13 protein-coding genes are annotated in these 15,054 nt (G+C 58.5%); 2 read left to right on the top strand and 11 right to left on the bottom strand.

What is annotated here, in order from left to right; translation table 11 throughout:
- The first annotated feature begins 30 nt into the window (after positions 1-30).
- Both D906_RS15030 and D906_RS15035 read left to right on the top strand, forming a co-directional pair.
- The gene (locus D906_RS15030) at positions 31-897 is read left to right on the top strand and encodes an acyltransferase (protein ID WP_050587754.1); all 867 of its coding nucleotides are present in this window, start codon (positions 31-33) and stop codon (positions 895-897) included.
- 801 nt (positions 898-1,698) lie between these two features.
- On the top strand, positions 1,699-2,778 hold the full coding sequence (locus D906_RS15035; RefSeq protein WP_027615892.1) for a DUF6270 domain-containing protein: 1,080 nt from the start codon (positions 1,699-1,701) through the stop codon (positions 2,776-2,778).
- Positions 2,779-3,080: 302 nt separating this feature from the next.
- Here the strand turns inward: D906_RS15035 and rfbA are convergent, their stop codons facing one another.
- From rfbA to D906_RS15090, 11 genes are all read right to left on the bottom strand, one after another.
- Positions 3,081-3,962, bottom strand: a complete 882-nt coding sequence (gene rfbA, locus D906_RS15040; RefSeq protein ID WP_019096958.1) for a glucose-1-phosphate thymidylyltransferase RfbA — start codon at positions 3,960-3,962, stop codon at positions 3,081-3,083.
- Between the two features lie 5 nt (positions 3,963-3,967).
- Positions 3,968-4,864: a dTDP-4-dehydrorhamnose reductase gene (rfbD, locus tag D906_RS15045; protein ID WP_026020333.1), complete on the bottom strand. Its 897-nt coding sequence runs from the start codon at positions 4,862-4,864 to the stop codon at positions 3,968-3,970.
- Positions 4,861-5,931: a dTDP-glucose 4,6-dehydratase gene (gene rfbB / locus D906_RS15050; RefSeq protein ID WP_027615893.1), complete on the bottom strand. Its 1,071-nt coding sequence runs from the start codon at positions 5,929-5,931 to the stop codon at positions 4,861-4,863. Before rfbB ends, rfbD begins: the two co-directional genes overlap by 4 nt.
- Positions 5,932-6,033: 102 nt before the next feature.
- Positions 6,034-8,031 carry a nucleoside-diphosphate sugar epimerase/dehydratase gene (locus tag D906_RS15055; RefSeq protein WP_019096960.1) on the bottom strand — a complete coding sequence of 666 codons (1,998 nt, stop codon included), beginning with the start codon at positions 8,029-8,031 and terminating at the stop codon, positions 6,034-6,036.
- A gap of 58 nt (positions 8,032-8,089) precedes the next feature.
- Positions 8,090-9,103: a glycosyltransferase family 4 protein gene (locus D906_RS15060; protein ID WP_019096961.1), complete on the bottom strand. Its 1,014-nt coding sequence runs from the start codon at positions 9,101-9,103 to the stop codon at positions 8,090-8,092.
- Positions 9,100-10,089: an SDR family oxidoreductase gene (locus tag D906_RS15065; RefSeq protein ID WP_019096962.1), complete on the bottom strand. Its 990-nt coding sequence runs from the start codon at positions 10,087-10,089 to the stop codon at positions 9,100-9,102. Before D906_RS15065 ends, D906_RS15060 begins: the two co-directional genes overlap by 4 nt.
- On the bottom strand, positions 10,089-11,198 hold the full coding sequence (locus tag D906_RS15070) for a DUF1972 domain-containing protein (RefSeq protein ID WP_025754737.1): 1,110 nt from the start codon (positions 11,196-11,198) through the stop codon (positions 10,089-10,091). The genes D906_RS15065 and D906_RS15070 overlap by 1 nt, the downstream gene beginning before the upstream one ends.
- The gene (locus D906_RS15075; RefSeq protein ID WP_019096964.1) at positions 11,188-12,279 is read right to left on the bottom strand and encodes a glycosyltransferase family 4 protein; all 1,092 of its coding nucleotides are present in this window, start codon (positions 12,277-12,279) and stop codon (positions 11,188-11,190) included. The genes D906_RS15070 and D906_RS15075 overlap by 11 nt, the downstream gene beginning before the upstream one ends.
- Entirely contained in the window at positions 12,276-12,983 is a 708-nt protein-coding gene (locus tag D906_RS15080) for an acyltransferase (protein WP_019096965.1), read from the bottom strand. Before D906_RS15080 ends, D906_RS15075 begins: the two co-directional genes overlap by 4 nt.
- Positions 12,980-13,828, bottom strand: a complete 849-nt coding sequence (locus D906_RS15085; protein ID WP_027615894.1) for a hypothetical protein — start codon at positions 13,826-13,828, stop codon at positions 12,980-12,982. Before D906_RS15085 ends, D906_RS15080 begins: the two co-directional genes overlap by 4 nt.
- The gene (locus D906_RS15090; protein ID WP_176431008.1) at positions 13,788-15,053 is read right to left on the bottom strand and encodes a hypothetical protein; all 1,266 of its coding nucleotides are present in this window, start codon (positions 15,051-15,053) and stop codon (positions 13,788-13,790) included. Before D906_RS15090 ends, D906_RS15085 begins: the two co-directional genes overlap by 41 nt.
- Position 15,054 lies beyond the last annotated feature (1 nt).

Here is a 15,054-nt window from a genome sequence, read left to right on the forward strand (position 1 = left end):
ACAGGGAAATTAGAAATGTAAGGTAACCACTTGACGTACCGCCCCGACATAGACGGACTCAAGGCATTAGGCGTTTTGGCTGTGACTTTATTCCATTTCAATAAGCAATGGCTCCCGGGTGGGTTCGTCGGTGTAGACGTTTTCTTCGTGATCTCGGGCTATCTCATCACCGGGATCATCTACGGACAAGGGAAAGGCTTCTCGTTCGGTGATTTCTACGGCCGCCGGATTCTTTCAGCTGCGGCATTCGTGATTATTGTCACCCTGCTCGTTGGCTCGTTCATGATGCTGCCAACATTCGTCAAGGCTCTGTCGGAGTCCGCAATTGGCGCCACACTTTCCGCCGCCAACATCTACTTCTGGTTGTTCCTTGATACCGGCTACTTCGCTGCCTCTTCGGATACAGTACCACTACTTCACATGTGGTCGCTGGGCGTAGAAGAACAGTTCTACATGATCTGGCCGGCGCTGATGATCATCGCCATGAAGATCGGCGGTAAGCGCCTGCTTGTAGCGACCAGCGTCACTCTTGCTATCGCCTCGTTCGGGGTGAGTGAGTATTTCCTGGTCCGCGATCAATCTTTCGCCTACTATATGTTACCTTCCCGGGCTGGTGAGCTGCTGGTAGGCGCCTTACTTTTCCTATGGCAGGACTCCCGCCAGATTTCTTCGAAAGCGGCAGATGCTGCGGGCCTTGTTGGTTTCATCCTAGTTGCCGGTGCGCTCGTACTGCTTGATGAGAAAAACGGGTTTCCGGGGATTCACTCAGTAATTCCGTCGGTTGGTGCGGCCCTGCTGATCCTAGCCGGTACCAACCAATCCAGTCCGCTTTCCAAGCTCTTCGGCAACCCAGTGGCTAGGTACATTGGCCTGCGTTTCTGGTTGGCTCAGAGTTGATCGGCAAAGCCGTAGTGAAATCTGGCCAGGTCCCTCTACCCATTGCAGCACTTACCCCGGCGACTCACCATGTAGGCCAGAACACTAGCCAATAAGATAGCATAGAGGCTTCCCTGGCATGACAGTACAGAAGCCTATGACTGCTTTTGGTACTCATTCCTCTACTTCATCACTGCAAGCAGAACTCGCACCTATCAAACCGTCGGTCTTTCACAGACCGACGGTTGCCCAAGGATTCATAGATGGATCGTAAATGCTCTATAAAAACCTCCTGACTCAACATCATCAGCTATGTAATTGCGACCTAAAGCTGCACGGCAGAAACGCCTCGTAATCTTCCAGTGAGCACACCTCCATTCAACCGATTAAAATACTGAACACACTGCCCTCACCTTATTTTCTTCTATTTTTCTTTGAGCAGTCCCTACACCACAAAATAGCTATCAATGTGATAGACCTCACGTATTTTTACCTCCCCCTGCTTCCTACTGACGGTGATCGCAATCTGCATCACGCGAACCGCATATTCGATACCAATTTTTCAAGCAATTTTCAGCCCCACATCAATTGGATCCTATATTTTTATTTCTTTTGCCCCTGCAGCAAAATGGTCAAGTGGTCGCAGGGCCTGCGTTGCATTCCTAAGCGATCTATGGATAATGAGATTCCGCTACCGCTGCGTGACATTTTGGTTACTGCCAAGCTGTCCTCCATATTGGGCACGGAGCGAACTGAAAGGCCTGATGGAACAGGACCCACACCCATTTATGTGAAGCATGAACAAAAAGGCTGAAGAATACAGTGACCAAAAACTTAACTATTTACGGCAGCTGCGTATCTAGAGACATATTTAACCTAGAAGAAAGCCAAGCATTTAAGTTAACGGATTACTTTGCAAGATCTTCAATGGCCTCGCTATGCAGCTCTTCATACGAAAATGAAGAGGCACTTGAGCGCATACCTTCTGCATTCAGGCGACGTATGGTCGCATATGATTTTTCGAAACAAATTCTCACGCAGCCTAAAGCATTCCAGGATGCCGACATAATACTAATCGATCTAATCGATGAACGATTTGACCTTGCAATCCTACCCTCCGGCCACATCATTACAAACTCCAATGAACTGGCTGAAAGTGGTCTATTGAATGACAGCAATGTCAAAGGCTTCCAACTAATCAAACCCGGCACACCTGAGCGCCGAGACCTGTGGATTCAAGGAATGCACAAATTCCTTGCAGTCCTAGAGCAGCACAAAAAACTCGACTGCTTAATCATCAACAAAGTCTATTGGGCCTCACGCTTCGAAAACGCAAGCAACACTAGTTTCCCAGTGCCGTTAGCAACCATTGAGAAGGCCAACCAAGAGCTGGAATGGATGTACAAAGCGCTGGAAAAAAAGCTCGGCAAGCATCAGTTTCTATATTTCCCACCACAGCTATTAACATCAGACGAGCATCACCACTGGGGCGTGTCTCCCTTTCACTATTGCGAGCAATATTACAAAGAAGCGCTCGCACAATTAAACTTGATAACATCTGAGAACAGCGCGAAGGGCCTGTCGCGTGGAGACCCTACGCAGGAGAAATCGCTCCTTATCTCTGAAGGTGCAACCATCACTGTCGCCGCATACAAATCCGAGCATGGAATTTTTGCGCAGTGCTCATTGGTAATGGATGGAAGCATACATGAGGGGGGCGAATTCGCGTTCTATTTGCTCATCGACGGGGATCGACATGACGTCCGTTGGTACGACGCGTTACCGAATGCTTGCTTCCCTATTCCTGACACGCTTGGAGAGCTAACCGTAATAGCCTTCTACCAGGATTCTTCAGGTGAAAAGTTTTCATCCCAATGCATCGTAAGCCCCCTAAATCTTTAGATGATTAGCAATTGCATCGGCGACATTCAAGTGCTAGTCACTGCAGAACTTTAAGGATACTGGAAATAAGTCGCCCAGCAAACGACGATGGGCGACTTGGGACATCGGAAAAACTGAATACACAGGTGCTTACTCTTAAAACCCCGGACAATAGCCTGATTACCAGGCCATACGGGCGCACCTCTCCTGCAGCAGCCAATAAATTCCAGATCCGACAATGAGCAGACGATGAAGGCGCGCATGCAACTCCTATTTCATCGTCAACTTCAGATAGCCGCATAAATTAGCGTTAAAGGCCTGATTCAATAAACCCTATCCCCCACCAACCGCTTCAAATACTGCCCATACCCATTCTTGGCCAACGGCTCAGCCAGCTTCAACAGCTGCTCTGCCCCAATCCACCCCTGCCTGTACGCCACCTCTTCCGGGCAAGCCACCTTCAGCCCCTGCCGCCGCTCAATCGTGGCGATGTACCCGCTAGCCTCCAGCAACGAATCGTGCGTCCCGGTATCCAGCCAGGCATACCCGCGCCCCATGATCTCCACCGACAGCCGGTTCTGCTCCAGGTACACCCGGTTCAGATCGGTAATCTCCAGTTCACCCCGCGCAGACGGCTTGATGCCTTTGGCAATCTCGACCACGTCCTTGTCGTAGAAATACAACCCGGTCACGGCATAGCTGGACTTCGGCTTGGCAGGTTTTTCTTCCAGGCTGATTGCCTTGCCCTTGTCATCGAACTCAACCACGCCATAACGCTCGGGGTCATGCACATGGTAGGCAAATACGCTGGCGCCTTCGTCGCGGCCCATGGCATTGCGCAGCAACTGCTGGAAGTCGTGGCCGTAATAGATGTTGTCGCCCAGCACCAGCGCCGACAGGTCGTTGCCGATGAAGTCTTCACCAATCAGGAAGGCTTGTGCCAAACCGTCTGGCGAGGCCTGCACGGCGTAAGTGATGTTGATGCCCCACTGATGGCCGTCGCCCAGCAGTTGCTCGAAGCGGGGGGTGTCTTGCGGGGTGGAGATGATCAGGATGTCCTGGATGCCCGCCAGCATCAATGTGGTCAGCGGGTAGTAGATCATCGGTTTGTCGTACACCGGCAACAGCTGCTTGGAAATTGCCAGGGTCGCTGGGTGCAGGCGGGTACCCGACCCGCCCGCCAGAATGATGCCTTTACGCTTCATAGTGGTCATTTCTCGTGAATTTCCTTGAGCATGCGGGCCACTCCCTGGCGCCAGTCTGGCAGAGTCAGGGCAAAAGCCTTCTGCAGTTTGTTGGTATCGAGACGCGAGTTAGCCGGTCGCTTGGCCGGGGTCGGATAGGCATCCGTGGTCAACGGGTTGACCTGTTCGGCGTGGGCTTTCAATGCCACGCCTTGGGCTGCTGACTGTTCCAGCACGTAGCGGGCGTAGCCGCACCAGGTGGTCTCGCCACCGGCCGCCAGGTGATACAGGCCAGCCAAAGACGGATTGGCTCGGGTGGCGGTGATGGCGTGTGCGGTAATGTCGGCGATCAGTTCGGCGCCAGTCGGGGCGCCGAACTGATCGTCGATCACACCCAGGCTGTCGCGTTCGGCAGCCAGGCGTAGCATGGTCTTGGCAAAGTTGTTGCCGCGGGCGGCATACACCCAGCAGGTACGGAAGATCAGGTGCTGGCAGGCGGCAGCCTGGATGGCTTGCTCGCCCGCCAGCTTGCTTGCGCCGTAGGTATTCAGCGGGCCGACACTGTCGTCTTCGCGCCAGGCTTGGGCGCCCTGCCCCGGGAATACGTAGTCGGTGGAGTAATGCACCAGCAGTGCGCCGCAGTCGGCGGCAGCACGGGCGAGCACACCCACGGCCTCGGCGTTTACCTTGAAGGCCAGCTCGCGCTCGCTTTCTGCCTTGTCGACGGCGGTGTAGGCAGCGGCGTTAACGATCACATCGGGGGCATAGGCGCGTACCGTTTCGGCCAAGCCTGGCAGGTTGGCCAGGTCGCCGCAGTGCGACTGGCTGCGGCTGTTCAGCGCCAGCACCTGGCCCAGCGGGGCCAGGCTGCGTTGCAGCTCCCAACCTACCTGGCCGTCCTTGCCCAGTAGCAGAATTTTCATGCCGAGCGTCCTGCGTAGTTCTTTTCAACCCACTCGCGGTAGCTGCCAGACTGTACGTTCTGCACCCATTCCTGGTTGTCGAGGTACCAAGCAACGGTTTTGCGAATACCGGTTTCGAAGGTTTCAGCGGGTTTCCAGCCCAGTTCGCGTTCCAGCTTGCGGGCGTCGATGGCATAACGGCGGTCATGCCCGGGGCGATCGGTCACGTAGGTGATCTGTTCGGCGTAAGGCTTGCCGTCGGCGCGCGGGCGCAGTTCGTCCAGCAAGGCGCACACGCGGTTGACGATTTCCAGGTTGGGCTTTTCGTTCCAGCCGCCTACGTTGTACACCTCACCGGTGGTGCCGGCTTCCAGCACACGGCGGATGGCGCTGCAGTGGTCTTTTACATACAGCCAGTCGCGAATTTGCTGGCCGTCACCGTACACCGGCAGTGGCTTGCCGGCCAGGGCGTTGACGATCATCAGCGGGATGAGCTTTTCCGGGAAGTGATACGGGCCGTAGTTGTTCGAGCAGTTGGTGGTCAGCACCGGCAGGCCGTAGGTGTGGTGGTAGGAACGCACCAAGTGGTCACTGGCGGCTTTGCTGGCCGAGTACGGGCTGTTGGGCTGGTACTGGTGGGTTTCGGTGAAGGCCGGTTCGTCGGCAGCCAGCGAGCCGTACACCTCGTCGGTGGAGACATGGAGGAAACGGAACGCCTTGCGCGACTGTTCATCCAGGCCGCCCCAGTAGGCACGTACGGCTTCCAGCAGGCGGAAGGTGCCGACGATGTTGGTTTCGATGAAGTCTTCGGGCCCATGGATCGAGCGGTCGACGTGGGACTCGGCGGCGAAGTTGACGATCGCGCGCGGCTGGTGCTCCTTCAGCAAGCGGGTTACCAGTTCGGAGTCGCCGATATCGCCATGCACGAAGATGTGGCGCTTGTCGCCCTGCAGGCTGCTGAGGGTTTGCAGGTTGCCTGCATAGGTGAGCTTGTCGAGGTTGACCACGGGCTCGTCGCTACCGGCCAGCCAGTCCAGCACGAAATTCGCACCAATGAAACCCGCACCACCCGTTACCAGAATAGTCATTGTTCAGTTCTTCCCAATTCCTGCTTTCAAACTTCACAGCGTTTGAAGTTCATGTGGGCGCTCCTGTGCCGGCAACGCCTGTTCTATTTGTCAGTACAGCGTTCAGGGCTCCAGCCGCCGGCGCTGGTACAGCCAGTCCACAATTTCCCCGCCGGGCACGTAGCCGCTCACGGTGTCGCGCAGCAACTGGCGCACAGTGGCAAAGTCATCCGTCGAAGTTGCGGTTTTCAATGCATCCAGGCGTTGCTTCAGCACATCCCAGGGCAGGTAGTCTTCGTTGGCGCTCATGATCATGGGGTGGCGTGTGGCAATCACGTTGTCGCCAATCAACAATTCTTCGTACAGTTTTTCGCCTGGGCGCAGGCCGGTAAAGTTGATGGCGATATCGCCCAGCGGGTTTCGCTCGGAGCGGATGCTGAAGCCCGACAGGTGAATCATTTTTTCGGCCAGTTCCACAATTTTCACCGGCTCGCCCATGTCCAGCACGAACACATCGCCGCCCTGCCCCATGGAGCCGGCCTGGATCACCAACTGCGCAGCCTCGGGGATTGTCATGAAGTAGCGGGTGATTTTCGGGTGGGTCACGGTCAGTGGCCCACCGTTCTTGATCTGTTTGTGAAACAACGGGATGACCGAGCCCGACGAACCCAGCACATTGCCGAAGCGCACCATGGTGAAACGGGTTTTGTTCACCTGCGATACATTGCCGGTGTCCCCCATCAGCACCGGCGCCAGCTCGTTGCTGAGGGCCTGCAGCACCATTTCGGCCAGGCGCTTGGTGCTGCCCATGACGTTGGTGGGGCGCACGGCCTTGTCGGTGGAAATCAGCACGAAGTTGGACACGCCAGCCTGCAGCGCCGCCTGGGCGGTGTACAGCGTGCCGAACACGTTGTTCGACAGGCCCTCGGCAATGTTGTGCTCGACGATGGGCACGTGCTTGTAGGCGGCGGCGTGGTACACGGTATCTACCTGCCAGGCACGCATCACGTCCAGCATCTTGGCCTGGTCGCGGACCGAGCCCAGTATCGGGATCAGTTGCACGGCCAGGCCTTCGCGCAGGATACGTTGCTCCAGTTCGCCAGCAATGGTGTACAGGTTGAATTCACTGTGCTCGAACAGCAGCAGCGTACGCGGTGTTTGCCCCAGGATCTGGCGACACAGCTCGGAACCGATCGAGCCGCCGGCCCCCGTCACCATCACGGTCTGGTCGATGATGCAGTGCTGCAGCAGGTCATCTTGTGCCGGTACCGCGTCACGGCCCAGCAGGTCGGCGATGTCCACTTCCTGGATATCGTCCACCTTCACCCGGCCGCTGGCCAGGTCCATGAAGCCGGGCACACTGCGCACGTGCAGCGGGTAGCCTTCAAGCAGGTTGAGAATTTCGCGGCGGCGGCTGCGGCTGACCGAGGGCAGCGCCAGCAGGATTTCTTCGGCGCCGGTGTCATCGATCATGCGTTGCAGCTGTTCTGGCTGGTACACCTGCAGGCCGGCGATCACCCGGTCGGTGATGCTGGCATCGTCGTCGATGAACGCCACAGGACGCATGGCCTTGCCCATGCGCAGGGCCGCCACCAGTTGGTTGCCGGCAGAACCGGCGCCATAGACGGCAACCCGTGGCAGCCCGTCGTCGCGGTTGGCGAAAGGCACATGTTGCACGGCGGTGGCGAACCAGTCACCGAGGAAGTACTGGCGCATGGCCAGGCGCAGGCCGCCGACCATGATCAGGCTCAGCCACCAGTAGTTGAAGGTGATCGAGCGAGGCACCACGTTCTGGTGGTTGCTGGCCCAGTAAATGATGAAGCCGAGAATCAGCGCTGACAGGGTCACGGCCTTGATGATGGCGATCAGCGCATCATTGCCGAAATAGCGCATCACCGCCCGGTACAAGCCGAAGCGGATGAATAACGGGATGGAGATGATCGGCGCCGTGATGAACAGCCAAGTGTGGTCACGAACAGGATTGGCCAGGTCGTCGATACCCAGGCGCACGACAAACGCCAGCCACAGCGCGAACCAGACCAGAATCACATCAGTCGCTACCTGAATCAGCCGTTTGTGGCGCCGAGGTAGTCCAAGCAGTCTTGAGCGCAGCTTATCCATAGAACCTCTGAGGGCTTTCCAAAGTGACATGTCTACTGTCTTCGTCCTATCACTTTAGCTAGTGTTCGAGCTCACCGGCGCGCCAGCGCACGGCCAAATACGCCAATGGCAGGTAGGCGATAACAACGCCCCACACACCGTCCAGGCCCAGCAACAGCACGCACAAGGCCACTGGCAGCAGCCAGAACAGGTTGAGCGCGGCCACCGCCAAGGTCACTGGCAGGTGCTTGCCAAAGTGACGAGAGGCAAACTGGTAGGCGTGGCTGCGGTGCGCTTCGTACACCTTGTCACCGCGCAGCAAGCGGCGGATGAGGGTAAATGTGGCATCTACCACGAACACGCCCAGCAGAATCAGCCAGCACCAGAACAGTTGAGGTGAGGCCCAGGCAGCCTGCAGCGACAAACCCGCCAGCACGATGCCAAGGAAGCCGCTGCCGGCGTCGCCCATGAAGATCTTGGCGGGCGGGAAGTTCCAGAACAGAAAGCCCAGCGTCGCCGCCGCCAGCAACAGTGGCAGCACCATCAACTGCGGCGCACCGGCCAGGGCCGATAGCAGCACCATGCCCAGGCAGGCGGTGACCGCTTCGATGCTGGCAATGCCATCGATGCCGTCCATGAAATTATAGAGATTGAGCATCCATACGGTGTAGAACGCCGCCAGAATGTAGCCGAACCACTGCAGGTCGAGGGTAAAGCCAAACACCTGCAGCGGCGCCAGGCCACCCAGCCAGTACAGCATCCACACGGCTGCGGCGAAGTGGCCGAGCAGGCGCCAGCGAGCGGCGATGTGGCCGTGGTCGTCCATGAAGCCGATGACCGCAATCAGCGCCCCCGCACCACCAATCGCCACCAGCGCCGCCAACGGCACGGCATCGGCCATGCCCAGCACCGGCAAGCTGGCCAGAAAGCTCAGCACAATGGCCACGCCGCCACCCCGTGGGGTAGGCACAGTGTGCGAACTACGCGCATTGGGCACGTCGATGATCTGCTTGTTCAGTGCGTAGCGCCGTAGCGCTGCGGTCAGAAGCAGAGATGCCCCTGCGACCAGGGGAATAAGCCACCATGCCATCATTTGTCTTGCTCTTTCAAAAAGTTGAGTGCCGTGGCCCGCAGTGCCTGGTCCACATCCAGCGGGGGCTGCCAGCCCAGCAGCGTACGGGCTTTGCCACTGTCCACCTGCAGCGACCCGCACAGCCGCTGCGCCAGGCCACCCTTGCCGGCTAGCGTTGCCGCCCCCTTCAACCAGGCGGCGGGCACCGGCAGCAACCTGGCGGGTTTGCCCAGTGCCTTGCCCAACCGTTGCAGCAACTCGGTGGTGGACAGGTCGTGGCCGTCGCTGGCCAGGAAGGTCTGGTTGGCCGCCGCCGGGTGGTCGATGCAGGTCACCAGCAGGTCCACCAGGTTGTCCAGTGCCACCAGGCTACGCTTGTTGTGTATGGCGCCAAACGGCAGCGGCACACCTTTACTCAGCCAGTTCATCATGCTGCGGAAGTTGGCTTTCACACCTGGGCCGTACACCAGCACCGGGCGCACGATCACCACTTCCAGGCCGGTTTGGGCCGCCAGTTGGCGCAGACCTTCTTCGGCTTCACGTTTGGAAATGCCGTAGGGGTCCGATGGCGCAGGGGTTTCGTCAGCGGTGAAAGGCAGGCGGCCGTCGGTGGTTTCGCCATTCACCTTCACCGAGCTGACAAAAATGAAGCGCCGAACACCGGCCTGGGCCGCAGCACGGGCAAGGCTAAGGGTGCCCTCCACGTTTACCCGGCGGAACTCGGCCAGAGGGTCGGCGGCGGTTTCGTGCATGACATGCACACGGGACGCCAGGTGGATGACGGTATCCACCTGCTCGAAGTGCCCGGATGCCACGTCCACCGCCGTCAGTTCGCTAAACGACCGGTAGTCGACACCTGCCAGCTGCCGGGCAGGCAATTGCCGCACCAGCGCGCGCGGTGCCCAGCGCGCACCTTCAGCGAGCCGCTGCAGCAACACCTTGCCGACAAAACCGCTACCGCCGGTGGTCAGGACGGCTGGGCGTTGGGCGTTGTCTTGCCCGGCCATCAAGCTCTCCCCTCCTGGCCCAGCAGGCGGCTGAACACGCTGCGGTACTGGTCTGCGACCACCGACCAGCGGTAACGGCGGTTGGCAATTTCATGCAGGCGCGCCGACAGTTGCGCCCGCGCGGGCTCATCACCCAGCAGTGCCTGCACATGCTTGCGTAGCGAGGCGCTGTCGGCAAAGTACAACGCCTGGTCCTCGGTGGTGGCGCGGTTGAACGACACGTCGAAGGCCACCACCGGAAGGCCCAGCCACATGGCTTCGACCAGCGACGGGTTGGTGCCGCCAGCGCTGTGGCCATGCAGGTACACCGTGGCATTGCTGCGCAGCGGGCTTAACTGCTCCACATCGTAGATCGGGTCCAGCAGGTGAATGTTGCTCACCCCTTCATATTGCTTGCGCAGTTGTACGCCGTACTCGCTGTGGTTCCAGTTCCCGATGATCGCCAACGGCATGCCAGACCCGGCAAAAGCCTCGAGAATGACGTGGATGTTGTTCTCCGGTTCGATGCGACACACCGTGAAAGCGTATGGCGCCCCCAGGAACGGGTAAGCCTGCCGCGCTTGCTCGGTTGGCTCACCCGCACGGGCCTGATCACCACCATAGGCAATCAGTTCGCTGGGCTTGTTGTATTCGGCGGTCACGTACTCCTGCAGCACCTTGTTGTCGGTGATGACCGCATGGGCAAAGCGCACGGCCACGGCTTCAGAGAGCTTCAGGAACCAGCGAGCGAAGTTGGACCATTTGGCGCGTTTCCACTCATAGCCGTCGATGTTCACCACGATCGGCTTACGCGTAAGCAGACGCATGAATGGCAAGGCGATACAGCCGGAAACACCCAGGATCAGCATCAGATCGTGCTTGCGGTAGGCGTGCAGCATGCTCAGCACGTCGTACGGAATGCTTTGCACGCCATTGGCCTTGAGGTTCAGGTAAACCAGACGGGCACGCTCGAAAAACTGCGGGCGCTCGGGGTAATGCGGTCCGCTGCAATAGACGGTGAGCTCGCAGTCACCTGGCAGGTTGCGCACCAATTGTTCGGTCAACGTTTCCCAACCACCGTATTGGGCGGGCAAACCTACCGTACCAATTACTGCAATCTTATAGGTCATCAAACACCATCACGATATTTTTCTGGAAGTTGGCGGTAGAAAACTCACTCGCTTTCATGCGTGCGCGCTCGGACATTGCCTGGCACAGCTGTGGGTCCTGCGACAGGTGCGCAACCGTACGCACCAGTTGTTGATGGTTTTTCGAGTCGATCTGGTAGCCCTCTACCCCATCACTGACCAGCTCCACCGGGCCGCCTACCGGGGGCACGATAGTCGGAATGCCAAAAGCCATCGCCTCAAGTATGGTCAGGCCAAAGGTTTCTACCCACCCGTCCACATGGGACAGGTTCAGCACCAGGCTCGCCTCACGGTAAAACTTCGCCACGTCGGCACTGGCGGGGCTGAGCGTGAGATTTTTCGGCAGCGCCTTGCTGGCGAAATAGACGTCCACTTCCTCCGGGCTGGCATTGAGCACCAGCGTGAACGTCAGGGCCGGGTCCCCAGCCAATGCCGTGGCCAGCGCAACAAACTCGTCCACCCCCTTGTAGCCCTTCAGTGACGCCAGCATCAGTACATTGAAACGGCCACCATGCAGGTGCTGGTACGGCGTGGCCATTGCCTGCTGCTGAAACGCCTCGGCAAGGCCGTTGTAAACAGTCACCGCCGGCACCCCGGCTACACCTTCCTGTACCTGCAAGTACTTCGACACATAGACCACCTTGCTGGCGCAGCCGGCGATCACCCGGCGCAAAAACACCTTGAGCACCGCAGGCCGTATGGAGGTTTCATGCACGTGGTAAACCACCTTGGCACCACGCAAGCGGGCAGCGAGGGCAGCGCCAAACGGCAGCATGGTATTGACCAGCACAACCTGCCCCGGCCGCACTTTGTGTAGCAGGCTGAAGAACAGCGCCACTTGCGAACACGCGTAGGCCAGCAGGGTCACCCAGCGGTTGTCGAAGCGTTTGTAAGCGAACTTGCAAGTGCGCACCTGCAGTTCGTCAAGCACACCGTGGCCGCTGCTGCCCACATGCAGGGTGCAGTCAGCACCGCTTTGCTGCAGCGCATTGATGGTCTGGTTCAGTACCCGGGGGCTCCCGCTGTAGTCATTCAGCAGATGAACAAAGTGCAACGTTTTCATGCCACCCCTTCTTCAGCGACGCGCGCCTTGATGAACTTGGCCGGCACGCCACCGTAAATCGAGTTCTTGCGGTACACGCCCGCAGCTACCACCGCCCCTGCGGCAAACACGCAACCCTCCTCGATCACCGCGCCATCGAGCACGGTCACCTTGGCGCCGATCCAGCAGTTGCGGCCAACCTTGATGCCTTGGCGGGTTACGCCCTGCAGCCGAATGGGTTGCAGCGGGTCTTCGAAATTGTGGTTTTCCGAATGGAAGCTGACAAAGTTGCCGATGATGGTGTCGCTGCCAATCTCGATGCCACCGGCACAACCCAGGAAGCAACCGGCGCCCAGGCCGACGTTGTCACCTATCACCAGGCCCTTGCCGATGTTGGCCAGGCTGCCGGTGCATTCGATGATGATGTGCTTGTTCAACGACACGGCTGTGCCAAAGCGGATGCCGTCATTGGACAAGGCATCGACGAAGCAGCCCTGGTCGATCACCAGCCCCGGGCCATATTCGATCTTGCCCACTTCTTTCAGCGTCACGCCCGAGCCAATGAATGCCAGCCGCCCCCGGCGCAGGCGAATCACCCCGCGGCAGGCCATTATCAGCTTGCTCATCATCAGCCCCAGCAGATAGCCCGAAGAGATACGCCGGTCGATGACCATGGGGCGTTTCTTGATCAGCAACACCAGTTTTTCGAGCAAGGCATGCATCATTTCACAGCCCTCCCCTGGGTAAACAAGGCTTTGACAAAGCCCGGGCTGCGGTAGGCCACGGCCTTGCGGATGGCGGCATAGACCAGGTACAGGTCAAGCAGGCCGCGCTGCAGCAAGCTGTGGGAATGGAAACTGATACGCAGGCCGTGGATCATTTCCTCGAAGCGGAACAAGGCCCGCGCTGGGGTATCGGCACTGTGCTCGGACAGGTCGTGGTCTATTTCCACATCCAGCACGCAGGCTTTGGGGAAATACCCCTCGTAGCGAATGAAAAAGTCGGTATCGGTGGCGTAGAAGCGCAGCCGTTCGTCATAGAACGGTCTCATGCGCTGAAAGCACTCGCGGGTGAAGATCAGCCCGCTGTTGATGCCCAGCAGGTTTTTCGACGCCACAAGGCCGGGGGCCACATCGGGCGTAAGGCGGCCCATGAACAACCAGCGCTGGCCGGGGCTGACCAATTGCCCATGGCTGACCAGCCGGGGCATGAACACCCCCACCTGCTCGCCCTCCGCTGCGCTGCGCACCTGGCCAATCTGCGCCAGGCAACTGGACAGGCGTATGGTCGAGTAGTTGGTGTCGTCATCCGAGATCATGAACAGCTCGACCCCGGAGGCGAATGCCTCCTTGGCCACCTGGTTGTAGATCACCGAAAGCCGCTGGTTGTCCGCCTCGAACCAGCGTACGCCCGGGCACGGCTGCGCCACGCCGGGCGAGTTGTTCCAGACGTACAGTTGCAAGTCGATACCCTCATCATGCAGCAATGCCTGTTGTGCGAGCAGCGACTGCAGGGCAATCGAGTCCTGACTAGTTTTCCGATACAGAACGATCAGTACTGCCAAGCTCAACTTTTGTTCTTCTGTTTTCACCAATGATCACCATCACCACGATCGCGAAAATGTAAAGGACCACGCTGTTCGTATAGGACTGGAAAAAGAACGAGCTCAGGAAGAACGGGTAACTGGCAATCACGAAGTTGCCCAAACCGTTTTTCCACGCACTCGCATGTGGCCTGTCCCGGACGATGATCACCACCAGCTTGTGATACCAAAGAATCAACCCGGCCATGATCAACGCCCCGACCCATCCGCAGGTGGCCAACAGGTTGAGCCAGAACGAATCGAACCAGTAGGGCTGGCCCGGGCCCACCGAGCCGAAGCCGTAGCCCATGGGGTGCGCGTTCAGCACCTGGTACATGTGAAGCCACTGGCGTTCACGGTCCAACGCGGACAAATCCTGGGTGTAGCCCATCGACAGGTAGGCGAAGATGGCAACGGTCAGGCCAACGAACTGCAGGTAGCCCACCAGCGAAATCAGCCAGGCCGTACGCAGCACACGGGCTACCACCAACATCGCGCAAATGCACACCAGGCCGATCATGGCCGTGCGCACCGAACCGATCACAATCAACCCACACAGCAGCACAAACGCAGTGCCCAGCAACAGGCGCCGGGTAAGCGACCAGTTTCGCCCGCTGAGCAGCACGGCGAGCGTCATGGCGGCGGTGTTGAGAATGACTGCGGAAAACTCCAGGGTGCCGGTGAAAAAGCCGGAAATCCGCGGCAATCCATCACGCATCGAGTTGTAGGGCTGCAACTCGTAGCCTTTGGCGGAAAGCAACGGCCAGTACCAGAACTGCTCGGCCGTAGAGATCGTCAGGTACTGGTACAACGCATACATGCCGGTCAGCACGCTCATGGCCAGCACCGACCAGTACACATGGCGCAGCTTTTTCTCGGTCGACACCGCCTGCGCCCAGATGGCCACTGCCATACCGACGAACACTGGCACTGCCAATGCCCGGAACATACGTACCGAACCTGCGCTCAAGTCGCCGAACAGCAGGTACAGGAAGGCGAAGAACAAGACGATCAGCAACGACCGCCCCACCTCGAGGTTGACCGTACCGCGCGCCGTGATGCTGGCCAAGGCACGCAGCAGCAGCCACATGACCAGCAACAGGCTGATCATTTCGCGCCAGCCGGCAAAGACGCTGCCCAGCCCCAATGTCAGCACGATGTAATCGCTCAAGAAAAGCAGGCAGAACAGCACGCCGATAAAGATCTTGATCACA

The organism is Pseudomonas sp. LAIL14HWK12:I1 (assembly GCF_003202095.1).
Classification (GTDB): Bacteria; Pseudomonadota; Gammaproteobacteria; order Pseudomonadales; family Pseudomonadaceae; genus Aquipseudomonas; species Aquipseudomonas monteilii.

What these genes read in the sequence shown, in the direction of transcription:
- D906_RS15080 (WP_019096965.1), bottom strand. Translation starts at nt 12,983, where the DNA reads ATGATGCATGCCTTGCTCGAAAAACTGGTGTTGCTGATCAAGAAACGC.
- rfbA (WP_019096958.1), bottom strand. Translation starts at nt 3,962, where the DNA reads ATGAAGCGTAAAGGCATCATTCTGGCGGGCGGGTCGGGTACCCGCCTG.
- D906_RS15065 (WP_019096962.1), bottom strand. Translation starts at nt 10,089, where the DNA reads ATGGCCGGGCAAGACAACGCCCAACGCCCAGCCGTCCTGACCACCGGC.
- D906_RS15060 (WP_019096961.1), bottom strand. Translation starts at nt 9,103, where the DNA reads ATGATGGCATGGTGGCTTATTCCCCTGGTCGCAGGGGCATCTCTGCTT.
- D906_RS15055 (WP_019096960.1), bottom strand. Translation starts at nt 8,031, where the DNA reads ATGGATAAGCTGCGCTCAAGACTGCTTGGACTACCTCGGCGCCACAAA.
- D906_RS15070 (WP_025754737.1), bottom strand. Translation starts at nt 11,198, where the DNA reads ATGACCTATAAGATTGCAGTAATTGGTACGGTAGGTTTGCCCGCCCAA.
- rfbD (WP_026020333.1), bottom strand. Translation starts at nt 4,864, where the DNA reads ATGAAAATTCTGCTACTGGGCAAGGACGGCCAGGTAGGTTGGGAGCTG.
- rfbB (WP_027615893.1), bottom strand. Translation starts at nt 5,931, where the DNA reads ATGACTATTCTGGTAACGGGTGGTGCGGGTTTCATTGGTGCGAATTTC.
- D906_RS15075 (WP_019096964.1), bottom strand. Translation starts at nt 12,279, where the DNA reads ATGAAAACGTTGCACTTTGTTCATCTGCTGAATGACTACAGCGGGAGC.